Below are 18,741 nucleotides of genomic sequence, written 5' to 3'. Positions count from 1 at the left end.
GCTGACTGCCCGTCGGGAGAGACGGCGGGCGCATCCCCGTACAGAAGGAGTGCCGATGGCCACCGACGTCATCCCCGTGCGCGCCCCCGGGCTCGTGCCCGCCCCCACCTCCGCGATACCCGTACCGTCCGGGAACCGTCTGGTCGGATCGCTGTTCGACCTCACCCGTCGCCCGCTGCGCAGCTACCTCGCGGCCCACCGCGAACACGGCGACGTGGTGCGTTTCCAGGCCGGGCCGCCCGGGCTGCGGGCCGACTTCTACGGGGTGTTCTCGCCGGAGGGCGTCCGCCAGGTGCTGGCCGGCGACGCGGCCAACTTCCGCAAGGAGAGCTCCTTCTACGACGAACTGCGCACCAGTGTCGGCAACGGGCTGCTGACCAGCCAGGACGCCGACTACCAGCGTCAACGGCGGATGATACAGCCGCTGTTCACGCGGCGCCGGGTGGACGGCTACGCGGACGCGCTGGCGCAGGAGGCGCAGTCGCTCGTCGAGCGCTGGCGGGCGGTGCCCGACGGGGTGGTGGACGCGGCGGAGGAGACGTCCCGGTTCGCGCTGCGGGCGGTCGCGCGCATCCTCTTCGGCGCCGACGTGGAGGAGGCGATCGCGGTGGTGCACCACAGCTTCCCGGTGCTCGGCGAGTACGTGAAGGAGCGCGGCTACGCCCCGGTCCGGCTTCCGCGCACCTGGCCGACCCCGGCCAACCGGCGCGGCACCGAGGCCCAGCGGGCGCTGCACGGGGTCTGCGACCGGATCATCGCCGAACGGGCCGCGCGCGGCGACGACGAGGCCGCGGACGACCTGCTCACCCTGCTCGGGCGGGCCCGCGACGACGACGGCGCGCGGCTCGACCCGGCCGAACTCCGCGACCAGGTCCTGGTGTTCCTGCTCGCCGGGCACGAGACCACGGCCACCGCGCTGGCCTTCGCGCTGCACCTGCTGGCGATCCACCCCGAACAGCGGCGGCTCGCCCGGGAGGAGGCGCGGACCGTCCTGGCCGGGCGGGCGCCGATGGCGGCGGACCTGGACGCGCTGCCGTACATCACCCGGGTGTTGAAGGAGGCGATGCGCCTCTACCCGTCGGCGGCCCTGGGCGGGCGGCGGGCGGTCGAGGAGACCGTCATCGACGGGTACGTGATCCCGGCAGGGGCACAGGTGGTCGTCGCGCCGCTGGTCACCCACCGGCACCCGGACCACTGGGAGGAGCCGGAGCGGTTCGACCCGGACCGCTTCCTGCCGGAGGCGGAGCGGGCGCGGCACCGGTACGCCTGGTTCCCGTTCGGCGGTGGGCCGCGGGCCTGCATCGGTCAGCACTTCTCGATGCTGGAGGCCGTGCTGGCCCTGGGGGTGCTGCTGCGGGACTTCGAGCTGGAGGCGGTGGACCGGCGGGTGGCGCTGGCGCAGGGGATCACGCTGCGGGCGGCGAGCCCGATGCGGATCCGGGTGACGCCGGGCGACTGACGGGCGGCTTGCGGTCGGCGGGCGACAAGCTGACAGGCGACAGCCGACGGGGTTCAGCGGACAGATGACAGATTTCAAACTCTGTCATCTGTCCGCTGTTCGCTGTCGGTTGTTCGCTGTCGTCCGTACGGCGCCCGCCGCGCGCTCGTCGACCGTCCGCTGGGTACACGACCGGGCCATTCGAACACACCACCCGTGTGTCACGGGCAGCTTTTCAGATCTTTGTCTGACCGATTCCGGCCTCTCGGTAGCGTCCCACGCACCCCGGACCGGAAGCGCACATGCGGCTGGCATATGCCATTCACGCAGTCCGCCCGGCCAGGGGAGCCCGGGCGCACCGCGTACCGCCCCCGGGCCCGACCGGTCGACCGGAGGTCCCATGGGCACCCTCAACAATCTCAGCCTCGGCTGGCTGACCCCCGCCCTCTCGTACCTGATGGCCTGCGCCGGCGCCGCCCTCGGGCTGCGCTGCACGCTGCGCGGCCTCACCGCGAGCGGCCCGGCCCGGCGGAACTGGCTGGTCACGGCCGCTGCCGCGATCGGCTCCGGCATCTGGACCATGCACTTCGTCGCCATGTTCGGCTTCACCGTCGACGGCACCGAGCTGCGCTACAACGTGCCGCTGACCCTCCTCAGCCTCGTGGTCGCGGTGCTGGTCACCGGCCTCGGCCTGACCGTGGTCTGCTACGGCCGGCACCGCGGCCTCTCCCTGCTCTCCGGCGGCGTCACCACCGGCCTCGGCGTCGCCGCGATGCACTACCTGGGCATGGCCGCCCTCCGGATGCACGGCGGACTGCACTACGACCCCGGAACGGTCGCGGCCTCCGTACTGGTCGCCGTCGGTGCCGCCACCGCCGCGCTCTGGTCCGCCGTCACCATCCGCAACGTGTACGCGGCCGCGGCCGCCGCGATGGCCATGGGCCTCGCCGTCAGCTGCATGCACTACACCGGCATGGCCGCCGTCCACGTCCGGCTGGAGCCGACCCGCACGGAGCTCGGCGGAGTCAGCCCGATGGAGTTCGTCTTCCCGCTCGCCGTCGGCCTCGGCTCCTTCCTCTTCCTCGCCTCCGCCTTCGTGGCGCTCTCGCCGACCGCCCAGGAGCGGGCCGGCTACCGGGCGGCCGGCGAGCCGTCCATCGGCGAGCACCCCGGCGAGCCCCCGCACTCCGGGCCCGCTCCGCACGGGCCCGCTCCGCACGGGCCGGCCCCGGCCGAGGCGGGGGCCGGGCAGCGCGCCGCCTGAGCTGCGCATCCGCCGCGGCGCGTCCTGCAAGCCGCATGAGCCGCACGCCTTCCGCCTTCCCGCTTTCCCGTTTTCCCGCTCTCCCCGCCCGAAAGGCTCCTCACCCATGCGAGAAGACCGCGGTACCGCCCCCGGTACCCGTCGGGGTGCCCATGCCGGGCCGCCCGCCCGTCCGCCGCGCCCGGGCCCGTGGCTGCGCGGGCTGCGCCCCCGGAGCGTCCGCGCCCGGATCATCGCGCTGCTGATGGTCCCGGTCGTCTCCGTCATCGCGCTGTGGGGGTTCGCCACCGTCACCACCGCCCAGGGCGTCTGGGGTCTGATGCGCCAGCGCGATGCCCAGCGCACGCTGCTCACCCCCGTCGCCGAAACCGTCGCCGGGCTGCAGGCCGAACGCACCGCCGTCGGTCAGCTGCTGGCGGCCCCGGCGCCGGCCCCCACCGCCGTCCGGGAGAGCGCCCTGCGCGAGGCGGCGGCGGCCACCGACCGGGCGCTCACCCCGCTTTTCCCGGACGCCCACCGCCCCGACCGGGGCTACAACCGCGCCGACGCCCAGGGACTGGGCGGTGAGGCGGCGGCCAGGCTGGACGCCCTCGGCAGCTCGCTCGCCGCCCTGCCCGTCCTGCGCGACCGGGTCCTGGCCAGGAGCGTCGGCTGGCCCGAGGCGTACGCCGTGTACGGCGAGGCGGTGGACCGGGCGCTCGCCGCCGCCGGGGCCGTCGCGCCCTTCCAGGACCGCCAGGTGGCCGCCGACGCCCGGGTGCTGCTGGAGCTGGCCCGCTCCCGTGAGCTGCTCGCCCGCGAGGACGCGCTGCTGCGCGCCGCCCAGTTGTCCGGCGGGCTCGGTGACGACCAGCTGCGGGAGTTCTCCGGCGCGGCCTTCGCCCGGCGGGAGTTCGAGCGGGGTGCCGCCGCCGACCTGCGCCCCGCCGACCGGGAGTCGCTGCTCGCCGTCACCGGTGGCCAGGACCACCGCGAGCTGGCCGGGTACGAGGACAGGGTGCGGACGGCCGCCGACGGGCGGACCGCGGTCGCCGCGGTGCAGGCCGACCGCTGGGCGATGGTCGCGGGCAATGTGGCCGGCGCCCTGCGGACCGTCGAGGACCGGGCCGGACGGGTCGCCGCCGAGCGCCAGGACCCCTACGCCCTGGGCCTGTTCACCCCGGCCGGGATGGCCGTGCTGCTCGGCCTGGTCGGCGTGGTGGCCTCGCTGGTGATCTCGGTGCAGATCGGTCGCGGTCTGGTCAGCGAGCTGATCGGCCTGCGCAATTCGGCACTTGAGCTGGCCGGGCGCAAACTCCCGGCGACCATGCGGAAGTTGCGCGCGGGCGAGGAGGTGGACATCGAGGCCGAGGCGCCCCGGCCGGTGGGGCGGGACGACGAGATCGGCCAGGTGCACCGGGCGCTGGGCACCGTCCAGCGGGCTGCCGTCACGGCGGCGGTCGAGCGGGCCGAAGTGCTCTCCGGCGTCTCCGGGGTGTTCGTCAACCTCGCGCGCCGCAGCCAGGTCCTGGTGCACCGCCAACTCACCCTGCTGGACGCGATGGAGCGCCGCACCGACGACCCGTCCGAGCTGGCCGACCTGTTTCGGCTGGACCACCTCACCACCCGGATGCGCCGCCACGCCGAGGGCCTGATCATCCTCTCCGGGGCCGCTCCCGGCCGTGGCTGGCGCCGACCCGTCCCGCTGGTGGACGTGGTGCGCGCGGCCGTCTCGGAGGTCGAGGAGTACGCCCGGGTCGAGGTCCACCCGCTGCCGTGCGCGGCCGTGGTCGGCCACGCCGTCGCGGACCTCACCCACCTGGTGGCCGAACTGGTCGAGAACGCCACCGGGTTCTCCCCGCCGCACACCCGGGTGCACATCCGGGGCGAACGGGTCGGCAACGGCTTCGCGTTGGAGATCGAGGACCGCGGCCTCGGCATGGGCCCGGAGGTGCTGGCCTCGGCCAACCGCCGGATCGCCGCCGTCGAGCAGAGCGACCTCTTCGACAGCGACCGGCTCGGCCTGTTCGTGGTCAGCCGGCTCGCCCGGCGGCAGGACGTCAAGGTCTCGCTGGTGACCTCCGCGTACGGCGGCACCACCGCGGTGGTCCTGCTGCCGACCACGCTGCTGGCCGACGAGGCGGCGGCGGAGGCGATGGCGGCGGGGACGATGGAGCCGGAGGCGATGGAGGCGGGGGACGTGCGACACGACGTCGAGCCGGTGGCGCCCCTGCCGGCCGCAGCGGCGCCGGGCGGTGCGGCGGTCGGGGAGGCGCCGGTGGGGCCGCTGCCTGCCGGGTGGGCACAAGCCGGTCTCCCGGAACGGGAGTTCACGGCGGTGCACGCCCGCGGGGAGGGGGCGACGGGCGATCCGGGCAGCGTCATGGGCAACGCGTCGAGCGGCGGCTCGAGCGGCGGCCCGAGGCGCCGGGAGCACCCGCAGGGCAGGACCGGCGACGGGTTTCCGGCGGTGGGTGGGCCACCGCCGGAGGGTGGGGCTCTGCTGGCGTTCGGTGTCCGGGGCAGTGACCCGGGGCCGGTGCGCCGCACCCCCTTCCGGGCCGACGGCGCCCGGGTGACCGGTCCGGCCGCGGGCGGGGGTGCGGGTGCGACCGCCCGTCCGCGGTCCGGACCGCCGCAGCCGTACGGCGCGGAGCCGTACCGTACGGAACCCCAGGCCGAACCGGTACCCGGGCCCGGCGGCGCGGGCGATGCCAGGCCGGAGGACCGGCGACCGGGTGGCCAACGACCGGGCGGCCGGCGATCGGAGCGCCACCGACCGGGCGGCCACCGGCCGGACGACCACCGACTCGACGATCACCGACCGGAGGCCCGGCGACCGGAGGCCCGACCTGCGAGCGGCCACGTACCGGACGGTCACCCAGCCGACCCGGGCCCCGCCGAGCTGCCGCGCCGGACCCGCCAGGCGAGCCTCGCGCCGCAACTGCGCGAGGCCCCGGCCCGCCCGACCGCGCGCGGCCGCCGTACGGCTTCCGCCTCCTCGGCCGATCCCGGAGCCGGCGACGGCCTTGGCGCCGCGGGCCGCAGCCCCGAGGAGGCGCGGGCGGCGATGTCCGCCTTCCAGAACGGATGGGCGCGCGGCCTGTACCCGGAGGGCCGGCCAGACGGGCAACCCGCCGACCCTCCGCAGCCGCCGCGGGCACGCCACCCCCGACACCCGTTCCGAACCGAAGGAGAGCGTCCGTGATCGCCACCACCCACCGCGCGGGGGAGCTGAACTGGCTCCTCGACGAGCTGGTCCAGCGCGCCCCCGAACTCCGCTTCGCCGTGATGCTCTCCGCCGACGGCCTGGCCATGGGCACCTCGGCCGGCCTGGCCCGCGAGGACGGGGAGCATCTGGCGGCCGTCGCCTCCGGCTTCCACAGCCTGGCCAAGGGCGCCGGCCGACACTTCGGCGCGGGCGAAGTCCGCCAGACCATGGTCGAGTTGGAGGGCGGGTACCTGCTGGTCGCGGCGGCCGGGGAGGGCACCTGCCTCGCCGTGTTCGCCACCGCCCGGGCCGACCTCGGCCTGATCGCCTACGAGATGGCCAGACTGGTCCGCCGGGTCGGCGAGCACCTGAGCGCCCCGCCGCGGGCGGTGGGCGGCCGGTGAGTCCGGTGCCCCGCCCGTACCGGGGGCGACATCCGGAGCACCCGAGGGCCGAACCCGACGGGCACTCCCGCAATCCGCTCGCCGCCGCCCACCGGTCCCGCTGGTACGACGACGACGCCGGGCCGGTGGTCCGCCCGTACGCGATGACCCGGGGGCGCACCGGGGCCGGGGAGCAGCAGTTCGACCTGATCGCCGTGGTGGTCACCGAGTTGCCCGACCCGGTGCTCGTGCCGGACGCGCCCGAGCCGCCGGTCGGCCCTGAACAGGCGCGGATCCTCGCGCTGTGCCGGGGGACCCCGCTGTCCGTGGCCGAGCTGGCCGCCGACCTCGACCTGCCGGTGGGCGTCGTGCGGGTACTGCTCGGCGACCTGCTGGCGGCCGGGCTCATCCGGGTCCGCCGCCCCGTCCCGCCCGCCCTGCTCCCCGACGAGCGCATCCTCCAGGAGGTCATCCGTGGACTCCGCGCACTCTGACCGCCCGCCCGCCCCGCCCGCGTCGGCAGCCCCGTCCGCGCCGCCCGCGCCGTACGACGGACCGGATCCGTACGACGGACCGAATCCGTTCGACGCCGGGGATCCCGACGGCACGGTGCTCGCGCTCAAGATCCTGGTGGCGGGGGGATTCGGGGTGGGGAAGACGACACTGGTCGGCGCGGTCAGTGAGATCCGGCCGCTGCGCACCGAGGAACGGCTGACCGAGGCCGGGCGCGAGGTGGACGACCTGGACGGCGTGGAGCGGAAGTCCACCACCACGGTGGCGATGGACTTCGGCCGGATCACCATCCGCGAGGGGCTGGCGGTCTACCTGTTCGGCACCCCGGGGCAGGACCGGTTCTGGTTCCTCTGGGACGAGCTGGCCCAGGGGGCGCTCGGTGCGGTGGTGCTCGCCGACACCCGTCGGCTGACGGACTGCTTCCCGGCCGTCGACTTCTTCGAACACCGGGGAATTCCCTTCGTGGTCGCGGTGAACCGTTTCGCCGGGACACGGGAGTTCGGTCCGGAGGAGGTCGCCCGCGCATTGGACCTGGACGCGGGCACACCCGTGCTGCTGTGCGACGCGCGCCACCGGGCCTCGGGCAAGGAGGTGCTGATCAACCTGGTCGAGCACGCGGGCCGGGTGCACGCCGCCAGGCTGCTCGCGGACGCCTCACCGGTGGGCTGAGGCGGGCAGGCGGGCCGAGGCACCGACGGGCGGACAGCGTGCGGCGGACGGATGACAGATGACAGCTGACAGATTTCGAAATCTGTCATCCGTCATCTGTCCGCCGTCGATCGTCGACGGTGGTCGTCGGCGGTCGGTCGATCGGTCGTCCGCGTTCGGCCGGGGGTGCTCCGGCCGTTCCGCCGAGGGCGTCAGCGGTTCAGCTGTGCCACTGGAACACGACCCGCGTCCAGGTGGACCCGGGGCAGTTGCCCCAGACCGCCCAGGCCTCCGGTCGTGCGCCGACCCACAGGCCGGTGCTGTACGAGCCGTCGGCGCAGTACGTGATGGTGCGCAGTCGTCCGGAATAGACGTTGCAGCGGCCCTCCCAGCGCCAGCCGTAGTTGCCGGTGATGACGCAGCGGTAGGTGTCGGTCGCGACGGTGTTCCAGGCCGGGATGGCGTCGGGGGTCGTGGTCTGGATCCGGACCGTCGCCGCGGCGGCCGGCGGGGTGGTGGTCCCGAGTACGCCGAGGGCGGCCGTGGCCGCCAGTCCGAACATGGCGAACTTCCTGGCGATGCAGCCTCGCACGGTGGTTCTCCTTGTCGAGGGGTTCTCGTCGGGCGGGGCGCCCCGACCGCCCGGATGTCTGCCGGGAGGTGAACTCCCGCCTCCCGCGCGGTCGGTGACATGTTGCACACGATTGACTGCGCACAGTGAAACGACGAACTATGATGTGACCTGTGTCACAAGTCATCCGGTTGGCCTACGGCGCTCCGTCGTCAAGGCCGGCCTGGTGCTCGGGGTGCCGATTTCCGGGGAGAGCGGCATGGCGGATTGCAGTGGTCGGAATGCGGGCGGCGGACGGGAAGCGGACTGCGCTCCCGGCGTGAGCAGTGGTCAATCGGCACAGTTCAACCGGGTGTTCACGGATCTGCTGCCCAGGCTCCAGCAGGCGGCGGCCTCCCTCGCCGGCGGCCCGATCGGAGCGGGAGACGTCGTCCACGACGCGTACCTCCGGATCGCCCGCCGGCCGGAGCGCTTCCTAGGCCATCCGCAGCCGTACGCCTACGCGTTCACCACGATGGTGAACATCCTGCGCGACCAGTGGCGCCGGGAGCGCCGGCGGGTGCCGATGCCCGAGGTGCCGGAGGCGGGCGACGTCGGCGAGCGGGACCGGGGTGCCGCCGACTCCTGGGCCGGCGGGATGGCCGAGTCGCAGGCGCGCTGGGAGGTGCTGCGCCTGTTGGGCTTCCTGACGGTCAAGCAGGCCCGCGCGGTGGTGCTGGTGGACCTCGACGGCTACAGCATCGACGAGGCCGCCGAACTGCTCGGGCTGCACCGCAGTACGCTCGCTGTCACCCGGCGCCGCGCCCACGGCCGACTGCGCGCGATCCTCCAGCAGGAACGCGACCGGGAACGCGACCGGGACCGTGCCCGCGGGCGTGACCGCGGGCGCGACCGAGGGGGTCGGGACGGGTGTGCGATCGCCGCTCCGACGCACCGGGCTGACGGCAAGTCAAACTGATGCGGCGCCCCGGCCCGTACCCTGCGAATCGTGATCACGTACGAGGACGGCCGCCTGCGCGCACTGGCCGAGGACGGCCGCTGGCCCGAGTTGCTCGCCGCCTACCGGCAGGGCCGGGCGGCCGCCGTGGCCGAGGCCGGTGAGGAGGCCGCGGCCGTGCTGACGGCACCGCTCGGCCACCTGATCGCCTACGCGGCGCCGCCCGAGCTGGCCGTCCGGCTGTTCGACGGGGACGGCGGCGCGGGGACGGCGGCCGGGGTGGCCGACCACGACGCCGGCCCGCTCTGGGAAGTGCTGGCGACCAGGCACTCCTGGTCGCGGCTGGCCCCGCTGCTGGGCCCGGCCCCGGTGCGACGGCTGGTCGCGCACACCCGGGCACTGCTCGGCGAGGACCTCTCGCACGGGTCCGAGCCGCACGGGTCCGAGCCGCACGGGTCCCAGTCGCACCGGTCCGAGTCGTGCGGCTCCGGGCCGTACGGGCCCGAGTCCGACCCCGAGGGCGTGCCGTTGCGCCTGGAGCCGTGGGAGGCGTCGGGCTGGGACGAGGCGGCCCGGGTGCGCGAGTACCTGCCCGGCGGGGGTGCGCGCAGCGCGCTGCTGACCCTGCCTGCCAGCCGGGAGGGCCTGGGTGAGGTGGAACTGCCACCGGCGGAGGAGTCGGCCGGACGCCCGGACGGGCCGCGGGTCACCCGGGCGCTGGCCGGACTGGGGGCACTCGCGCCGTGGGCGGCGGCGGCCTGTGTCCGCGGTCCGGCCCCGGCGGCGGCCGCCCTGCTCGCCCGCGACCGTCGGGTGACCGGCGGGTACCTGCCGTTCCCGCTCGCCTATCCGGCGCTGGTGCGGGCCGCCGCCGTGGGGCGGGATCAGGGCTGCGCGCACGGGCGGCTGGCGCTGTGGCGGGCGCTGGCCGCGATGGCTGCGATGGACGGTGCGGACACGGCGGCCGGGGCGGGCACTTGGGAGAGGGCAGCCGGGACGGCTGGGACGCGCGGAGTGGACCGCGCCGAGGTGAACGCGCTGGTGGCCCGGATGCGCTGCTTCACCTGGCAGGAGCCGTCGGCCGGGCTGCACCATCTGCACGTCGCGCTGGAGGATCCGGCCAGCGGGGTGGCCTGGGTGGTCAGCGGCTCGCAGGAGCTGTGACGAGCGAGTCGCGAGGCCCGTCCGGGCTGGCCGACCGGTCCGGGAACGACGAGGCCCCGGCTCGGGGAAGACGAAGCCCCGGTCCGGCGCCGTCCGGATTGGTGGAGGCGCCGGGCCGGGGGAGTGCGAGGGCCGCTGCCGGGCTCAGACGCCGGCGGGAGCGGCGCCCTGGGCGGGAACGGTCTCGGGGGCGGCAGCCGCCGAACCGTCCGCCGCGGTGGCCGGGCCGGCGGGCGCGCCGTGGACGTCGACCAGCGTCTGCTCGTCGAACGGCAGCTCGCCGGCCAGCACCCGCCGGGAGCGCTCGGTGTCGAGCTCGCCGGTCCAGTGCCCGATCAGGACGGTCGCGACGGCGTTGCCCGCGAAGTTGGTGAGGGCGCGGGCCTCCGACATGAAGCGGTCGATGCCGACGATCAGGCCGACCCCGTCCACCAGCGCGGGCTTGTGCGACTGCAGCCCGCCCGCGAGGGTGGCCAGTCCGGCCCCGGTGACCCCGGCCGCGCCCTTGCTCGCGATCACCATGAAGACCAGCAGCGAGAGCTGCTCGCCGAGCGACATCGGCTTGTCCATCGCCTCGGAGATGAAGATCGAGGCCATGGTCAGGTAGATGGCGGTGCCGTCGAGGTTGAAGCTGTAGCCGGTCGGCACGGTGATGCCGACGACCGGGCGGCTGACGCCCAGGTGCTCCATCTTGGCGATCAGGCGGGGCAGCGCGCTCTCGGAGGAGGAGGTGGAGAGGATCAGCAGGAACTCGCGGCCGAGGTACTTCAGCAGCGAGAACACGTTGACCCCGGCGACCAGGCGCAGCAGCGTGCCCAGCACCACGACGACGAACAGCACGCAGGTGACGTAGAAGCCGATCATGATGACGGCCAGGCTCTTCAGCGCGGCGGTGCCGGTGGCTCCGACCACGGCGGCCATGGCCCCGAAGGCGCCGATCGGCGCGACCCACATGATCATCGACATGATCCGGAAGACCAGCCGCTGCAAGTGCTCGATCCCGCGCAGGACCGGCGCGCCGGCCGTGCCCATCGCCTGGAGGGCGAAGCCGGCGAGCAGGGCGACCAGCAGGGTCTGGAGCACCTTGCCCTGGGTGAGGGCCGAGAACAGGGTCTCGGGGATCATCCCGAGCAGGAAGTCGGTGGTCGACTGGGCGCCGCCGGCGGCCGCCTGGGCGTGGCCGGACTTGGCGAGCGCGGCGGTCAGGTGCAGGCCGCCGCCGGGCTCCAGCAGGTTGCCGACGACCATGCCGATGCCCAGCGCGACGGTCGACATGGCGAGGAAGTAGCCGATGGCGAGGCCGCCGACCTTGCCGACCTTGGCGGCCTTGGTCACCGAGCCGATGCCCAGGACGATGGTGCAGAAGATCACCGGGCTGATCATCATCTTGATCAGGTTGACGAAGCCCGTACCGACCGGCTTCAGCTCCACGGCGAAACCGGGGGCAGCCAGGCCGACCACCACACCCGCGACCACCGCGGCGATCACGGCGATGTAGAGGTAGTGGGTCCGGTCCTTGCGTCTGGGTCCTGCCGCCGTGGCGGCTCCGGTGATCGACATCTGCGGCTCCCTTGCCGTGCAGTCCTGGGGGCCCCGGGGGACGGGCCGCTCTGACTATGAGCCCGGAGGTGACGGAGGTCACGTTTGCGTTCATAGAGTTCATGAACGGTACGGGTGGCCCGGATGTCCTCGCCGCGAACGGTGCGGGCCGCGAACGGTGCGGGCCGGGCGGGCACGGGCGGGCTGCGGCCGCCCGCCGCCGTGCCCTGGGGTCGTCCGGGAGTGTGGTGCACACTGGCAGGCATGTCCGAGCGCACCGCCCCCACCGCCCCGCGCCGCCGTTCGCACCGGTCGACGAGCCGCGGGCCCCGGCGGCTGGTCCGCAGCCTGGCCGGGCAGCTGTTCGTCGTCCAGGTGGTGATCGTCGCCGCCGTGGTCGCCGGCGGCGCGGTGCTCGCCTACCTCTTCACCGCCGACCGCACCGAGGACGCCGCCCGCCGCCAGGTGACCGCGGTCGCGCACGCCGTCGCGGACTCGCCGTCCGTCCGTGCGGCCGTCGGCGGCCCGGACCCGACCGCGGTGCTCCAGCCGTACGTCGAGCAGGTGCGGGCCGACACCGGGGTCTCCTTCATCACCGTCATGGACACCGACGGCGTGCGCTGGACCCACCCGCTGCCCGAGCAGATCGGCCGGACCTACCTCGGGCACATCGACTGGGCGCTCGCCGGGCAGACCCGCAGCGAGACGTACACCGGAACGCTCGGCCCGTCCGTCCGGGTGGTCACCCCGGTCTGGGACGACCAGCACCGGGTGGTCGCGCTGGTCAGCGCGGGCCTCACGGTGGAGTCGATCTCCGCGCAGCTGAGCGGTCCGCTGCTCGCCCTGGTCGGGGTGGCGGTGGCCGCGCTCGCGCTCGGTGGCGCCGGCACCTATCTCGCCAACTCCCGGCTGCGGCGGCACACCCACGGGATGGGGCCGGACGAGCTGAGCCACCTCTACGAGTACCACCAGGCCACCCTGCACGCGGTGCGCGAGGGGTTGGTCCTGGTCGACCGCTCGCACCGGGTGGTGCTGTGCAACGACGCCGCCCGTGAACTGCTCGGACTGGCGGGTGACTTGGAGGGGCGTCCGGTGGTGGAGCTGGGCCTGCCGGAGGCGCTGGTCGCGGCCGTGCTGGGGAAGGAGCCGGTCCGGGACGAGGTGCACCTGACGGCCGAGCGGGTCGTCGTGCTGAACACCTCCACCATCGGCGCCGGCACCGGCCTCGGCCGGGTGGTCACCCTCCGGGACCACACCGAACTCCAGTCACTCAGCGGAGAGTTGGACTCTGTGCGCGGCTTCACCGAGGCGCTCGGCGCGCAGGCGCACGAGGCCGCCAACCGGCTGCACGCCGTGGTCTCGCTGATCGAACTGGGTCGCCACGAGCAGGCGGTGGAGTTCGCGACCGCCGAGCTCGAACTCGCCCAGCAGCTCACCGACCGGGTGGTCGCGGCGGTGAGCGAGCCGGTGCTGGCCGCGCTGCTGCTCGGCAAGGCGGCCCAAGCCGCCGAACGGGGTGTGGAGTTGACCCTCACCGAGGACAGCCGGATCGACGACGGGGTGCTGCCGCCCGGGCTCTCCGCACGAGACCTGATCACCGTGCTCGGCAACCTCATCGACAACGCCGTGGACGCCGCGATCGCCGGAGCGGCCGAGAGCCCCGTCCCGCCGGAGGTCACCGTCACGGCGCGGATCGCCGACGGCCGGGACTGCGGCGTTCGGGACGATGGCGTTCGGGATGGCGGCAGTCGGGACGGCGTCGGTCGGGATCGCGGGAGCGACGGCCGGGGCGACGACGGGGACGCGGGGGCGCCAGGCGCGTGCCTGCTACTGCGGGTCGCCGACACCGGCGCGGGGATCGACCCGGGCGCGGTCGAGGACGTGTTCCGGCGCGGCTGGAGCACCAAGCAGGACGGCCGTGGGCACGGGCTCGGGCTGGCGCTGGTCGCCCAGGCCGCGCGGCGCAACGGCGGCACCGTCGAGGTCGGACGGGAGCGTGGCGCGGTGCTCACGGTGCGGCTTCCGCTGGCCGGCCGGCCGGGTGGGCCGGGGGAGCCGGGAGGAGCGGCGGGCGAATCGGAGGAGTCCGCGGACCGGGCCGACCAGGCCGCCCGGTCTGCCGGTCGGGAACAGGAAGGGGCCCTGGCATGAGTGGCGCCGCCGACAGCACGGCCGACACCGGGATCGGCGCCCCCGCCGGGAAGGAGATCTCCGTCCTGGTGGTCGAGGACGACCCGGTGGCCGCCGCAGCGCACACCCTGTACGTGCGGCGCGAGCCCGGCTTCCACGCCGCGGGGACGGTCCACAGCTGCGCCGACGCGCTGCGCTTCCTGGACCGGGCCCGCGCGGCCGGGACGCCCGTCGACCTCACCCTGCTCGACCTCTACCTGCCGGACGGCCACGGGCTCCAGCTCTGCCGCACCCTGCGCGCGGCCGGTCACAGCACCGACGTCATCGCGGTGACCTCGGCCCGTGACCTCGCCATGGTCCGGCAGGCCGTCTCCGCGGGCGTCGTGCAGTACCTGCTGAAACCGTTCAGCGCGGCCGCCCTGCACGACCGTCTGGAGCGTTACGCCCGCTACCGCGACAGCCTCGGGCGCACCGGCGAGGCGACCGGCCAGGAGGAGGTCGACCAGGCGTTCGCGCTGCTCCGCACGCCGGAGCGCACCACCCTGCCCAAGGGGCTGAGCGCGCCCACCCTGGACTCCGTCGCCTCGGTCCTGCGCGAAGCGGCCACCGGACTGTCGGCCGCGGCCGCCGGCGCCGCCGCCGGGGTCTCGCGGATCACCGCGCGGCGCTACCTGGAGCACCTGGTGGAGACCGGGTGCGCGGTGCGGGAGCCGCAGTACGGCAGCGTCGGGCGACCGGAGCTCTGCTACCGGTGGAGGAGCCGGGCCTGACGGTTCACCGAGCCCGAGTCAGAGCCCGAGCCTGGTCAGAGCCCGAGCCCGAGCCCGAGCCCGAGCCCGGCCCGAGCCCGAGCCCGGCCCCGAGCCCGAGTCCGGGCTCGGGGCCGTATCCGGACCCGGACCGTCGGTCGGAGGGGGCGTCGAGGTCCGGGCCGTGACCTTTCCACGCGGCGCTCGTTGGGCGAACCGGGGGAGGTTCACTCGCGCGGGTGGTTCTGGGGCCCCGGGGGCATTCCGCCAGGTCACGGCCAGTAAAGTTAGGCTTACCTAACTTCCCCTGGGGGTTTCTCGTGTCGCTCGCTGCCGTACCCGTCCAGGCCACCTCCGGAACCCCGGCCGCCGGTGAAGCCATCCTGCGCCGTCAGCGCGTCCGCGAGTCCGCCGCCAGAACCTACGCCCGCTCCTTCCCGATCGTCCCGGTCCGCGCCCACGGCATGACCGTCGAGGGTGCCGACGGACGGCGCTACCTGGACTGCCTCTCCGGCGCCGGCACGCTCGCCCTGGGCCACAACCACCCGGTGGTGCTGGAGGCGATCCGCCGCACCCTCGACAGCGGCGCCCCGTTGCACCTGCTCGACCTCGCCACCGCGGAGAAGGACGACTTCACCAGCGCGCTGTTCGAGAGCCTGCCCGCGGAGTTCGCCGCCCGCGCCCGGGTGCACTTCTGCGGACCGGCCGGGACGGACGCCGTCGAGGCCGCCCTCAAGCTGATGCAGACCGCCACCGGCCGCTCCGGCGCGCTCGCCTTCACCGGCGCCTACCACGGCATGACCGCCGGCGCCCTCGCGCTCACCGGCAACGTCGCCGTCAAGGAGCCGCTGCCGAGCGGCGGCGAGGTCGCCCGGCTGCCGTACCCGTACGGTTACCGCTGCCCGTTCGGGGTCGGCGGCGAGGCGGGTGCCGAACTCGCCGAGACGTACGTGGAGCGGCTGCTGGACGACCCGGCGGGCGGTGTGGTGGCGCCCGCCGCGATGATCCTGGAGGCCGTCCAGGGCGAGGGCGGGGTCGTCCCCGCGCCCGACGGGTGGCTGCGCGCGATGCGCCGGATCACCGCCGAGCGCGGCATCCCGCTGATCGTCGACGAGGTGCAGACCGGAGTCGGCCGCACCGGGGCGATGTGGGCGATCGAGCACAGTGGCATCGTCCCGGACGCCATGGTCCTTTCCAAGGCGATCGGCGGCAGCCTGCCGCTCGCCGTCGTCGTCTACCGCGAGGACTACGACGGCTGGCGGCCCGGCGCCCACACCGGCACCTTCCGCGGCAACACCCTCGCCATGGCCGCCGGGGCCGCGACACTGCGCCACGTCGCGGCGAACGGGCTGGCCGAGCGGGCCGCCGCCGTCGGCGAGCGGATGGCGGCCCGACTGCGCGAACTCGCGGCCGACCTGCCGGTGATCGGCGACGTTCGCGGACGGGGGCTGATGCTCGGGGTCGAACTGGTCGACCCGGCGGCCGAGCCCGACGCGTGCGGCGCCCGGCCGGCCGACTCGGCGCTCGCGGTGCGGGTCCGGGAGGCGTGCCTGGCCCGGGGGCTGATCGTCGAACTCGGCGGACGCCACGACGCGGTGCTGCGGCTGCTCCCGCCGCTGACCATCACGGACGAACAGGTGGCGGCGGTGCTGGAGCGGCTGGCGGAGGCGATCGCGGCGGCTTCCGCGAGCGGGCCCGGCGGTGGGTCGTCGGGCGCGGTGGTACATGGTTCGGCAGGCGGTCCGGCGGGAGCGTCGGCGGTTCGGGGGAAGCGGTGACCGGGGCCGGAGCCGGCCCCGTCGGGCTCCCCCACGACAGCGTCGCGACGGACGCCCTGGCGGGCGGCGCGGCCGGGCCGGGCGCACTCGGACCGCTGCTGGCCACCGTCCTCGACTCCCTGGAGCGCGGCACCGCCACGCGCTCCGGACCGCTGCCGAAGGGCAGCCCGGCCGAGATCGCCGCACTCGTCGACGACGCGCTGGCCACCGCCGACGGACCCGGTGCGCTCGCCCGGCTCACCGAACTGCTCGCCCACGCCGCCGCCGACCCCGCCGACCCCGCCTGCGCCGCGCACCTGCACTGCCCGCCGCTCGCCGTCGCCGCCGCGGCGGACCTCGCGGTCAGCGCCCTCAACCCCTCCCAGGACTCCTGGGACCAGGCCCCCGCCGCCACCGCCCTGGAGAGCGCCCTGCTCGCCGAGATCGCCGGACTGGTCGGCTACGACCCGGACCGCGCCGCCGGCGTCCTCACCTCCGGCGGTACCGAGTCCAACCTCATGGGGCTCATGCTGGCGCGCGACCAGAAGCTCGGCGGCATCGTCGAGTTGGACGGCATCCCGGCCGGCGTCCGGCCGTGCATCCTCGCCTCCGAGGCCGCGCACTTCTCCGTCCAGCGCGCCGCCGCCCTGCTCGGACTCGGCGAGCGGGCCGTCATCCCCGTCCCGGTGGACCGGAGGCTGCGGATGCGCGAGGACGCACTCGAGCGGGCAATGTCCGAGGCCGACCGGGCCGGACGGACCCCGATCGCCGTCGTCGCCACCGCCGGCACCACCGACACCGGAGCCGTCGACCCGCTGCACGCCGCCGCCGACCTCGCCCGCCGCCACGGCGCCTGGCTGCACGTGGACGCCGCGTACGGCGGCGGGGCGCTGCTCTCCGACCGGCTCGCCCCACTGCTCGACGGCCTCGCCCGCGCCGACTCGGTCTCCCTCGACTGGCACAAGCTCGGCTGGCAGCCGGCCGCGGCCGGGATCTTCCTGGTGCGCCGCGCCGAGACCTACGCCTCGCTCGCCCGCCGAGCCGAGTACCTCAACCCGGCCGACGACGAGCGGGCCGGCTACCCCAGCCTGCTCGGCCGCTCGCTGCGCACCACCCGCCGGGCCGACGCCTTCAAGCTCGCCGTCACCCTGCGCACCCTCGGCCGCGACGGACTCGGCCGGCTGGTCGACGCCTGCCACGACCTCGCCCGCGCCACCGCCGACGCGGTGCGCGCCGACCCGGCGCTCGAACTCCACGCCGAGCCCGTGCTCACCGTCCTGCTCTTCCGGTACCGGCCGCCCGGCATGACGGACGAGACGGCGCTGGACGAGGTCAACGGGCGGCTGCGTCGCCTGCTGCTGCGCACCGGACGGGCGGTGGTCGGCCGCACCGAACTGCCGGGCGACGGTCCGGGCCGGGTTCGGCTGAAGCTCACGCTGCTGAACCCCCACACCACGGTGGAGGAGGTCGGCGCGCTGCTGCGGGAAGTGGTGGGCGCCGGCCGCGAGGTGGCGGGCGAGCGGGCGGGGTAGACGCCGGTCCGGCTGTTCGGGGCCGGAACGGGGCGCGGCCGGAAGGGGGCCAGGTGGGCGCGGCCGGAACGGTTCCGGGCGGGCGCGGCCGCGGGGTCAGCCGTCCAGCAGGATCGAGTGGGTGAGTTCCCAGGTCTCGGGGTCGGCGGCGACCAGGAGACCGTCCTCGCAGCCGGGGGCCTCGGGGCGGTACGGGGAGCCGTCCGGGCGGGCGGAGACACCGCCGGCCTCGGTGACCAGGAGGGAGCCGGGGGCGTGGTCCCAGGGGAGGGTGCGCCAGTAGAGGACGAAGTCGGAGCGGCCCTCGACGACGTCCGGGTACTCGATCCCGGCGGCGTGCCGACCGGGGGAGATCTCGCCGAAGGCCGCGATGTTGTCCTGGAGCCGGCGGCTGTGCTCGGCGTCGAGGTAGCGGCTCTTCACCGAGCCGCGCAGCTTCGCGACGTCCTTCGGCGCCGGGGGGCGGGTCAGGCGCACATCGTCGCGCCAGGCGCCGGAGCCCAGTTCGGCGCGGTAGGCGGTGGCGGTGGCGGGCTGCCAGATCCAGGAGGCGACGGTCCGGCCGGAACGGACCAGTGAGCACATCACGGCGTACTCGGGTCTGCCGGCGACGAAGTTCGCGGTGCCGTCCACCGGGTCGACCAGCCAGACGGCGGGCTCGTCGTGCAGGGCCATGGCGAGCGACGGATCGGCGGCGACCGCCTCCTCGCCGACCACGGGCACGGGGAGCAGCTCGTGCAGGCGGCGGGCGATGATCGCCTCGGCCTCGCGGTCGGCGACCGTCACGATCTCGCCGGGGGCCTTCTCCAGCACCTCGCCGGCGGTCAGCGCCCGGAAGCGCGGTTCCACCGCCTCGGCCGACGCCTCGGCGAGTATCTCCGCCACCTTGTCCATCAGCACGTTCGCGCTCCCTTCGCTGCCTACCA

15 protein-coding genes are annotated in these 18,741 nt (G+C 75.1%); 12 read left to right on the top strand and 3 right to left on the bottom strand.

The annotated features are described in order from the left end of the window. Positions 1 to 55: 55 nt before the first annotated feature. From ACWDBB_RS24470 to ACWDBB_RS24445, 6 genes are all read left to right on the top strand, one after another. Entirely contained in the window at positions 56 to 1,459 is a 1,404-nt protein-coding gene (locus ACWDBB_RS24470; protein WP_449791633.1) for a cytochrome P450, read from the top strand. Between the two features lie 379 nt (positions 1,460 to 1,838). Continuing rightward, the gene (locus ACWDBB_RS24465) at positions 1,839 to 2,702 is read left to right on the top strand and encodes an MHYT domain-containing protein (protein WP_449791632.1); all 864 of its coding nucleotides are present in this window, start codon (positions 1,839 to 1,841) and stop codon (positions 2,700 to 2,702) included. 106 nt (positions 2,703 to 2,808) lie between these two features. Next, the gene (locus ACWDBB_RS24460; RefSeq protein ID WP_449791631.1) at positions 2,809 to 5,889 is read left to right on the top strand and encodes a nitrate- and nitrite sensing domain-containing protein; all 3,081 of its coding nucleotides are present in this window, start codon (positions 2,809 to 2,811) and stop codon (positions 5,887 to 5,889) included. Continuing rightward, positions 5,886 to 6,296: a roadblock/LC7 domain-containing protein gene (locus ACWDBB_RS24455; protein WP_355257205.1), complete on the top strand. Its 411-nt coding sequence runs from the start codon at positions 5,886 to 5,888 to the stop codon at positions 6,294 to 6,296. Before ACWDBB_RS24460 ends, ACWDBB_RS24455 begins: the two co-directional genes overlap by 4 nt. 125 nt (positions 6,297 to 6,421) lie before the next feature. After that, positions 6,422 to 6,769 carry a DUF742 domain-containing protein gene (locus ACWDBB_RS24450; protein WP_392913937.1) on the top strand — a complete coding sequence of 116 codons (348 nt, stop codon included), beginning with the start codon at positions 6,422 to 6,424 and terminating at the stop codon, positions 6,767 to 6,769. A 115-nt stretch (positions 6,770 to 6,884) separates the two neighbouring features. Next, the gene (locus ACWDBB_RS24445; RefSeq protein ID WP_449791667.1) at positions 6,885 to 7,457 is read left to right on the top strand and encodes a GTP-binding protein; all 573 of its coding nucleotides are present in this window, start codon (positions 6,885 to 6,887) and stop codon (positions 7,455 to 7,457) included. 199 nt (positions 7,458 to 7,656) lie between these two features. On the opposite strand, the gene ACWDBB_RS24440 is transcribed toward ACWDBB_RS24445, so the two are convergent. After that, positions 7,657 to 8,028, bottom strand: a complete 372-nt coding sequence (locus ACWDBB_RS24440) for a hypothetical protein (RefSeq protein WP_449791630.1) — start codon at positions 8,026 to 8,028, stop codon at positions 7,657 to 7,659. A 298-nt stretch (positions 8,029 to 8,326) separates the two neighbouring features. Between ACWDBB_RS24440 and ACWDBB_RS24435 the strand changes: the two genes are divergently transcribed. Next, positions 8,327 to 8,965, top strand: a complete 639-nt coding sequence (locus ACWDBB_RS24435; protein ID WP_449791629.1) for an RNA polymerase sigma factor — start codon at positions 8,327 to 8,329, stop codon at positions 8,963 to 8,965. A 30-nt stretch (positions 8,966 to 8,995) separates the two neighbouring features. Then, positions 8,996 to 10,108: a hypothetical protein gene (locus ACWDBB_RS24430; RefSeq protein ID WP_449791628.1), complete on the top strand. Its 1,113-nt coding sequence runs from the start codon at positions 8,996 to 8,998 to the stop codon at positions 10,106 to 10,108. Positions 10,109 to 10,252: 144 nt separating this feature from the next. On the opposite strand, the gene ACWDBB_RS24425 is transcribed toward ACWDBB_RS24430, so the two are convergent. Continuing rightward, the gene (locus tag ACWDBB_RS24425) at positions 10,253 to 11,668 is read right to left on the bottom strand and encodes a cation:dicarboxylate symporter family transporter (RefSeq protein WP_449791627.1); all 1,416 of its coding nucleotides are present in this window, start codon (positions 11,666 to 11,668) and stop codon (positions 10,253 to 10,255) included. A 243-nt stretch (positions 11,669 to 11,911) separates the two neighbouring features. On the opposite strand from ACWDBB_RS24425, the gene ACWDBB_RS24420 reads away from it, so the two are divergent. From ACWDBB_RS24420 to ACWDBB_RS24405, 4 genes are all read left to right on the top strand, one after another. Beyond that, positions 11,912 to 13,798, top strand: a complete 1,887-nt coding sequence (locus tag ACWDBB_RS24420) for a sensor histidine kinase (RefSeq protein WP_449791626.1) — start codon at positions 11,912 to 11,914, stop codon at positions 13,796 to 13,798. After that, positions 13,795 to 14,547 (top strand): response regulator, encoded by a 753-nt coding sequence (locus tag ACWDBB_RS24415; RefSeq protein WP_449791625.1) that lies wholly within the window; start codon positions 13,795 to 13,797, stop codon positions 14,545 to 14,547. Before ACWDBB_RS24420 ends, ACWDBB_RS24415 begins: the two co-directional genes overlap by 4 nt. 299 nt (positions 14,548 to 14,846) lie before the next feature. Then, a complete protein-coding gene (locus ACWDBB_RS24410; protein ID WP_449791624.1) occupies positions 14,847 to 16,304 on the top strand; it encodes a diaminobutyrate--2-oxoglutarate transaminase in 1,458 nt (485 codons plus the stop codon). Continuing rightward, a complete protein-coding gene (locus tag ACWDBB_RS24405) occupies positions 16,301 to 17,815 on the top strand; it encodes a pyridoxal phosphate-dependent decarboxylase family protein (RefSeq protein ID WP_449791623.1) in 1,515 nt (504 codons plus the stop codon). Before ACWDBB_RS24410 ends, ACWDBB_RS24405 begins: the two co-directional genes overlap by 4 nt. 96 nt (positions 17,816 to 17,911) lie before the next feature. On the opposite strand, the gene ACWDBB_RS24400 is transcribed toward ACWDBB_RS24405, so the two are convergent. Then, complete coding sequence (locus tag ACWDBB_RS24400) at positions 17,912 to 18,709, bottom strand: inositol monophosphatase family protein (RefSeq protein ID WP_449791666.1); 798 nt, start codon at positions 18,707 to 18,709, stop codon at positions 17,912 to 17,914. Positions 18,710 to 18,741 lie beyond the last annotated feature (32 nt).

The sequence above is a fragment of the Kitasatospora sp. NPDC001095 genome (genome assembly GCF_053598615.1).
The sequence above is the reverse complement of the archived record's forward strand: the minus strand, read 5'-3'. Positions and strand labels throughout refer to the sequence as shown.

Excerpts from the sequence above, each read along its gene's own strand:
- ACWDBB_RS24470 (WP_449791633.1), top strand. The coding sequence starts at position 56 with ATGGCCACCGACGTCATCCCCGTGCGCGCCCCCGGGCTCGTGCCCGCC.
- ACWDBB_RS24465 (WP_449791632.1), top strand. The coding sequence starts at position 1,839 with ATGGGCACCCTCAACAATCTCAGCCTCGGCTGGCTGACCCCCGCCCTC.
- ACWDBB_RS24460 (WP_449791631.1), top strand. The coding sequence starts at position 2,809 with ATGCGAGAAGACCGCGGTACCGCCCCCGGTACCCGTCGGGGTGCCCAT.
- ACWDBB_RS24425 (WP_449791627.1), bottom strand. The coding sequence starts at position 11,668 with ATGTCGATCACCGGAGCCGCCACGGCGGCAGGACCCAGACGCAAGGAC.
- ACWDBB_RS24420 (WP_449791626.1), top strand. The coding sequence starts at position 11,912 with ATGTCCGAGCGCACCGCCCCCACCGCCCCGCGCCGCCGTTCGCACCGG.
- ACWDBB_RS24415 (WP_449791625.1), top strand. The coding sequence starts at position 13,795 with ATGAGTGGCGCCGCCGACAGCACGGCCGACACCGGGATCGGCGCCCCC.
- ACWDBB_RS24400 (WP_449791666.1), bottom strand. The coding sequence starts at position 18,709 with ATGGACAAGGTGGCGGAGATACTCGCCGAGGCGTCGGCCGAGGCGGTG.